Annotated in this window: 7 protein-coding genes; 3 read left to right on the top strand and 4 right to left on the bottom strand. The window is 66.6% G+C overall.

What is annotated here, in order from left to right:
- On the bottom strand, positions 1-369 hold a 369-nt coding region (locus tag BRAO375_RS12475; RefSeq protein ID WP_035640141.1), incomplete at its 3' end, for an amidase family protein.
- Positions 370-578: 209 nt separating this feature from the next.
- Between BRAO375_RS12475 and BRAO375_RS12470 the strand changes: the two genes are divergently transcribed.
- Entirely contained in the window at positions 579-1,244 is a 666-nt protein-coding gene (locus tag BRAO375_RS12470) for a helix-turn-helix domain-containing protein (protein ID WP_009027827.1), read from the top strand.
- Positions 1,245-2,071: 827 nt separating this feature from the next.
- The gene (locus BRAO375_RS12465) at positions 2,072-2,803 is read left to right on the top strand and encodes a sulfite exporter TauE/SafE family protein (protein WP_009027826.1); all 732 of its coding nucleotides are present in this window, start codon (positions 2,072-2,074) and stop codon (positions 2,801-2,803) included.
- 55 nt (positions 2,804-2,858) lie between these two features.
- On the opposite strand, the gene BRAO375_RS12460 is transcribed toward BRAO375_RS12465, so the two are convergent.
- Positions 2,859-3,824: an NAD-dependent epimerase/dehydratase family protein gene (locus BRAO375_RS12460; RefSeq protein ID WP_009027825.1), complete on the bottom strand. Its 966-nt coding sequence runs from the start codon at positions 3,822-3,824 to the stop codon at positions 2,859-2,861.
- 89 nt (positions 3,825-3,913) lie between these two features.
- Here BRAO375_RS12460 and BRAO375_RS12455 point away from each other — a divergent pair, with 89 nt between their 5' ends.
- Positions 3,914-4,819, top strand: coding sequence for a LysR family transcriptional regulator (locus BRAO375_RS12455; RefSeq protein ID WP_009027824.1), 906 nt, complete (start codon positions 3,914-3,916; stop codon positions 4,817-4,819).
- Between the two features lie 12 nt (positions 4,820-4,831).
- Here BRAO375_RS12455 and BRAO375_RS12450 read toward each other — a convergent pair whose 3' ends face one another.
- Complete coding sequence (locus BRAO375_RS12450) at positions 4,832-5,428, bottom strand: hypothetical protein (protein ID WP_009027823.1); 597 nt, start codon at positions 5,426-5,428, stop codon at positions 4,832-4,834.
- Between the two features lie 83 nt (positions 5,429-5,511).
- A partial coding sequence (locus BRAO375_RS38375) for a hypothetical protein (protein ID WP_035640140.1) occupies positions 5,512-5,763 on the bottom strand: 252 nt, incomplete at its 5' end.

Raw genomic sequence — 5,763 nt, 5'->3', positions numbered from 1 at the left:
GGTCTTGCCGAAGATGATCGCGCCGGCCGCGCGCAGCCGCGCCACCGACGCCTGGTCGATGGAAGGGACGTTGTCGGCCAGGATCGGACTGCCATAGGTCGAGCGCATCCCCGCGGTGTCCTGGGTATCCTTGATCAGCACCGGCAGGCCGTGCAGCGGGCCTTTGTCCTCCCCGCCCAGCAGCTCGGCCTCGGCGCGCTTGGCCGCAGCCCGTGCCCCGGCTTCATCCAGGGTCACGACCGCGTTCACGGCGGGGTTGACCGCAGCGATCCGCTCCAGGCACGAATCGAGCAGCGCGATCGGCGAGATCGCCTTTGATTTCAGAAGCTTGACCAGCTCCTTGGCAGTTTGATCTGAGATCGACGTCACGGGGATCTTCTCTTTCCAAATCGGAAAACTATTTAGCACATAAGAAATAGGATGCACGAGGCGAAAACGCACAGTTCCACCGCTGTTCGTGCATGCCCGTCGATCGGGCAGACAGATGATTGATTGTGCTGCGCTTTCGCGCCAGATTGGCCAGCCGGTGGAGGCGCTGCGATATGCCCGATCCGCTAACGGATTTTCCGGAGACACCCGTGACCGATACCGCCATCAGCGCGTCAGCCGAAGGCCCCCATTCCCAGCTCGGCCAATGCCTGAAGGCAGCGCGGCAATCGCGCGGGCTCACCCTGAAGCAGGTGGCGGAGAAGACCGGGATGGCGCTGTCGACCTTGTCCAAGGTCGAGAACGGCCTGATGTCGCTGACCTATGACAAGCTGCTGCAGCTGACCTCGGGCTTGCAGATGGACATCGCCGAGCTGTTCAGCCCGGCCGCGCCGCGCCCCGAGCCGGGCCGTCCGGTCACCGCCCGCCGCAGCGTCAGCCGCGCCGGCCAGGGCCAGATCGTCAACACCAGATTCTACACCTACACCTACCAGTGCACCGACCTGATCGGAAAGCGCATGGTGCCGATGATCGCCGAGGTCCGCGCGCGCACGCTCGATGAGTTCGGCCCCCTGCTCCGCCACAGCGGCGAGGAATATTTCCTGGTCACCCGCGGCACCATCGCCGTGCACACCGAGTTCTACGCGCCGGAGATCCTGAACGAAGGCGACGGCATCTACATCGACAGCACCATGGGCCACGCCTACCTTAACGCCGGCGAAGCGGACTCGGCGCAGGGCGTGTGTCTGTGTACGAGCGAGCAGGCCGATCTGTTCGAGCAGCTGCACCGGATCGCGCGGAAGGATGCGGTGGAGTGAGGCGATGGGAGCGGCGCGTTGCCGCGTCCGAAGCCGAGGCCTGCTTGGGCCTGTGCACGCGGCATCCGCAGGCTGATGCGGGCGGCCGGATCGTCATCTCGTCCGATGGAGCTGGGCTGGGGAACTCCAAAGAACCTGACGGATCCGACCGCCCGCCGGCGCGGTTCAACGAAGCGAGGAGCCAGGTCCACTGCCCCGACGCTTCGCGACCGTCACCTCCGGTCCGGCATCCGCTCCGGCACAAGACGCCGCGAGCCTGCGGACATCGCGATGTGACGCGCGAGAGCCGGACACATTCACAAGTGTCCGATGGTGTGAAATCGAAGGCGGCAAGGCGCCCCTGCGAGCCTGAGACTACGCGAGCGCGGACTAATCGCCGCGGACGGACCGAGCCGAGGCCGTCGCCTCGTTGCTTGTCCACCGCATCAAGGCCGCGGCACACAGATGCGGACGGACCACGCGCTTACTCATCGACAACATCCATCCTCTGAACAACAAGCATCGTCACCGCACCACGGCTCAGCCTCGTTGCCGCCAGCATGACATCGGCACTGACGCAAGGCGTCCCCCGTTCGATCGACGCAGCGCGCAAACTGGCTTCACGAAGGCGTGTAGACGAACGCCTGCCGCATCGGCGCGGCGCGCCTGATCGCGTGCGCAGCGCGATCACCACTCGCATTCAGTGCAGCATTTTCCAGTTCGGCCTCGTCCCGGCGACTGACTTTCACGAAGACAGGAAGCGCTAGCCTCGCCCGATCTTCGGATCGCGTCACGCAAGGCCTTGCTGTTGCGCACCGAGAGCACACCGAAAAGGCGTCGCTTCGAACATGCATGACCTGACATCGTATATCCCGCTGTGCCTGGGCGTTTTCGCCGGGGCATTGGTCAGCGGCTTTGCCGGCTTCGCATTCTCCGCCGTCGCCGGCGTGTTCATTCTTCACGTGCGCGCGCCGAACGAAGCCGTGCCCCTGATGATGGCGTGCAGCATCGTGATTCAAGCCGCCAACTTCGCGATCCTGCGGAATCGCCTGAGCTGGCGAGGCAGCGCGACCTTCGTCATCGGCGGAGTGCTTGGCATTCCGCCCGCGCTCTATCTCCTGCAACACGCCGACACGGCACGCTTTCGCATCGGCTTCGGTCTCTTTCTCGCCGTCTACGCGGCCTACATGCTGCTCCGGCCGGCCATGGCGCTGCTCAAGCAGGCGCAGAGCCGGCAGCGCGACGCCTTGGTTGGCTTCGCCGGCGGCTTCGTCGGAGGACTCACGGCCATGCCCGGCGCGCTGCCGACGATCTGGTGCGACCTGCGCGGGTTGCCCAAGGCGGAGCAGAGAGGCATGGTTCAGCCGTTCATCGCGGCGATGCAACTGCTGGCCTTGCTGATGATGCTGTCACGGCGCTCCATCCCGCCGGGAACGATGAGTGATTTCGTCGTCAGCCTTCCGGCGCTCGTCGCAGGCACCACCGTGGGGCTCCTGATGTTCGGGCGCGTCAACGAAACGGTCTTCCGGCGCGTCGTTCTCATCGTCCTGCTGGTGTCCGGTCTCGGCCTGCTCGCCTGAGCGATCGGCGCGTACGCCGCAGGCGCGCGGGCCGCCCGCTTCCGGCGGCTGATGATCAGCCGGCTGCAAGCAGCGCCGCCTTCACGGCCTCGTCGCGCGCCGTGTGAGGCTCCGCGCCGAGCACGCTCACCAGCCGGGCATTGTCCAGCGCGAGGCTCCGCTGCCACAGCCACCGCATCTCCAGCGCCTCGCGCATGAAGCGCACGAACGGCGCCGCGAGCCAGAGGATGATCCACGGAAACGTCCTCACCGGCAGATCGGGCCGACCGATGACGCGGCGGACCGCGTCGGTCATATCGTGGCCGGTCGCGTCGTAGTGGCCGGCGAAATTCAGCACCGTGTAGGCCGGCAGATCGGCGCTGATATCGACGAGCCGCGCGAACGTCTCGGCGAGATCGGGCACGTAGGCCCAGGCATGGCCGATGCCGGGACGTGTCAGACGCTGCACGGATCTCGCCTGCATCCCGCCCTTGGCCAGCGCCAGCGCGAACCAGGAATTGGTGACGCCAGGTCCGAAGAAGTCCCCTGCCCTCACAGCGATGACGCGCACGCCGTGCTCGCGCGCGGCCTGCTCGAGCAGCTCTTCCATCTCCAGCCGCACCTGGCCCTTTCGCGTCGAAGGCGTCCGCGGCGTGGTCTCGCTGACCAGGTCTGGCGATGCTGACGAGTAGACGTAGACGTTGCCCGGAAACAGGACCGTCGCACCGACGGCCTTGGCCGCCGCGATGGTGTTGGCGAGCATCGGCAGCGCGTCCTCGCGCCAGCGCGCATAGCCCGGCGGGTTGACGCCGTGGACGATGAGGCGCGCGCCATGAGCCGCGGCCAGAACCGACGCCGCGTCGCGCGCGTCGCCGTCGCGCCAGTCGACCGGGAAGGCGAAGGGCGGCCGCTCGGCCGGCGGCCGGCGCGTCAGCGCACGGATGGTGAAGCCGCGCCGAGCCAGCGCCTTGGCGATGGCGCCGCCGATCGCCCCGGTTAGGCCGAGGATCAAGGCGGTCGGGGCGTTGCTATCGTGGGACATGGGTCGATCTCCTGCTGTCCCCGGCAATCTGGCCCGGCCTTCGCAAAACGAAAATTGCCAATCATTTTTGAGATGCTATACATTTTTGTATGAACGAACCCTGGGATTGGAGCCTGTTGCGCTCGTTCCTCGCCGTCGTCCGGCGGGGCAGCCTGTCCGCGGCTGCGCGTGCGACCGGACTGACGCAGCCGACCATCGGCCGTCACATCGACGAGCTGGAGGCCAGCCTCGGCGTCGCCCTGTTCACCCGCTCCCAGGCCGGACTGCTGCCGACCGAGGCGGCGACGACGCTGCTGCCGCATGCCGAGGCGATGGAGGCCGCGTTCGCGGCGCTGGTGCGCGCGGCCAGGACCGGCGGCGATGCACGGCAGCCGCGCGGTGTGGTCAGGATCTCGGCGAGCGAGATCGTCGGCACCTTCGTGCTGCCGCCGATTCTCGCCGGCATCCGCCAGCGCTATCCCGAGATCGTCATCGAGGTCGTGCTCAACAACCGCACCGACGATCTGCTCAGGCGGGACGCCGACATCGCCGTGCGCATGATCAGGCCGAAGCAGGACGGCCTCGTCGCGCGCAAGCTCGGCCGCATCCCGCTCGGCCTCTACGCGCATCGCGACTACATCGCGCGCTTCGGCCTGCCCGACACGATCGAGGCGCTCAAGGCGCACCACATCATCGGCTTCGATCGCGACGATCATTCCGCGCGCTCGGTGGCCAGCTCACAGCTGCCGCTGTCTCGCGAGCTCTTCTCCTATCGCACCGATTCCGATGTCGCCCAGGTCACCGCGATCGAAGCCGGCCTCGGCATCGGCGGCATGCAGACCGCCATGGCCAGGCGCAACCCGGCGCTTGTCCCGGTGCTCGCCGACCAGGTCGCCTTCGCGCTCGACTGTTGGCTCGCCGTGCACGAGGACCAGAAGGACTCACCGCCGATCCGCGCGCTGTTCGACGGGCTGGCGGAGGGACTGGCGCGGTGGGTCAGCGAGGGCAACCGGTGACGGACCGCAACCTCACTCCTCGTCTTGCCGCGGCCCCGGCAGATCGAGAGCCGAGCGCAAGCGGCCCTGCCCCCGCCGATACAAAGTTGCGTAGCTCGCGGCCGCCAACAGATCGGGATATGGCACGAACCCATCGACGACCTTGTTGAACGGGATTCGTCCACAGCCCGGTGCAGCGCAGTCCCGCTTCTGCTTCGGGCACCTGCTGAAGTCACAGAGCCGGCCGAGATAGCGATCGGTGCCCGGCTCGATCAGGAAGATCTCGACCTGATGGCCAACCGTGCCCGGCCCATTCCCGGCGATGAAGGCCGTGCTCAGGGCTCGATCGCGGACCCGACGGATGTCGCCCAGCCGATGTTGCGAGCTGATCCAGACCGCGAGATCGAGATCCTTGCATTCATGCCAGACCTCGATGCCAGCGCGGCGAAACTCGCGAAAGCGCGGCACCTCCTTCCACAAGGGCTTCGCGACCGAGCCGATCACGGCAATCGCATCGATCTCCTCGAACGCGGCGAGCGCGTCGGTGACGATGTCGGCCGCCCTGCGGAAGTCGTGCTGCTGGCGCAGCAGATAGGCGTTCTGCTCTTTGATCTCGGTGCGCGATACCATGGTGTCTCGGTGATCTGAGAAGCTTTTTGCGCTCGGCTGGGCTGCGGCTGACGGCGCGAGCGCATCATCGGCTGCGGACGTCGTCATACAAACCCGCCCATCATCGCGCAAACGACAAGTCCGGCCGTCGCCTCGACACTCTGCCCGTCGGGCGACTCAATGACCATTCTTGCAGGCACGCAAGCCCGCGCTTGCCTCTGCAATCGGCGGGCGCGCGGACGTTTTTCGTGCAACGCTCTCAAGGCATTGACAGCATCCGCCCGCAGCCGGCGAAAGATTTCGCTTTCGTTTTTCCGAATTTCGCGAAACATTGTCCCCCGTCCCGCCTCGCCATG

The sequence above is a fragment of the Bradyrhizobium sp. ORS 375 genome, assembly GCF_000239775.1.
Lineage (GTDB): Bacteria > Pseudomonadota > Alphaproteobacteria > Rhizobiales > Xanthobacteraceae > Bradyrhizobium.
The sequence above is the reverse complement of the archived record's forward strand: the minus strand, read 5'-3'. Positions and strand labels throughout refer to the sequence as shown.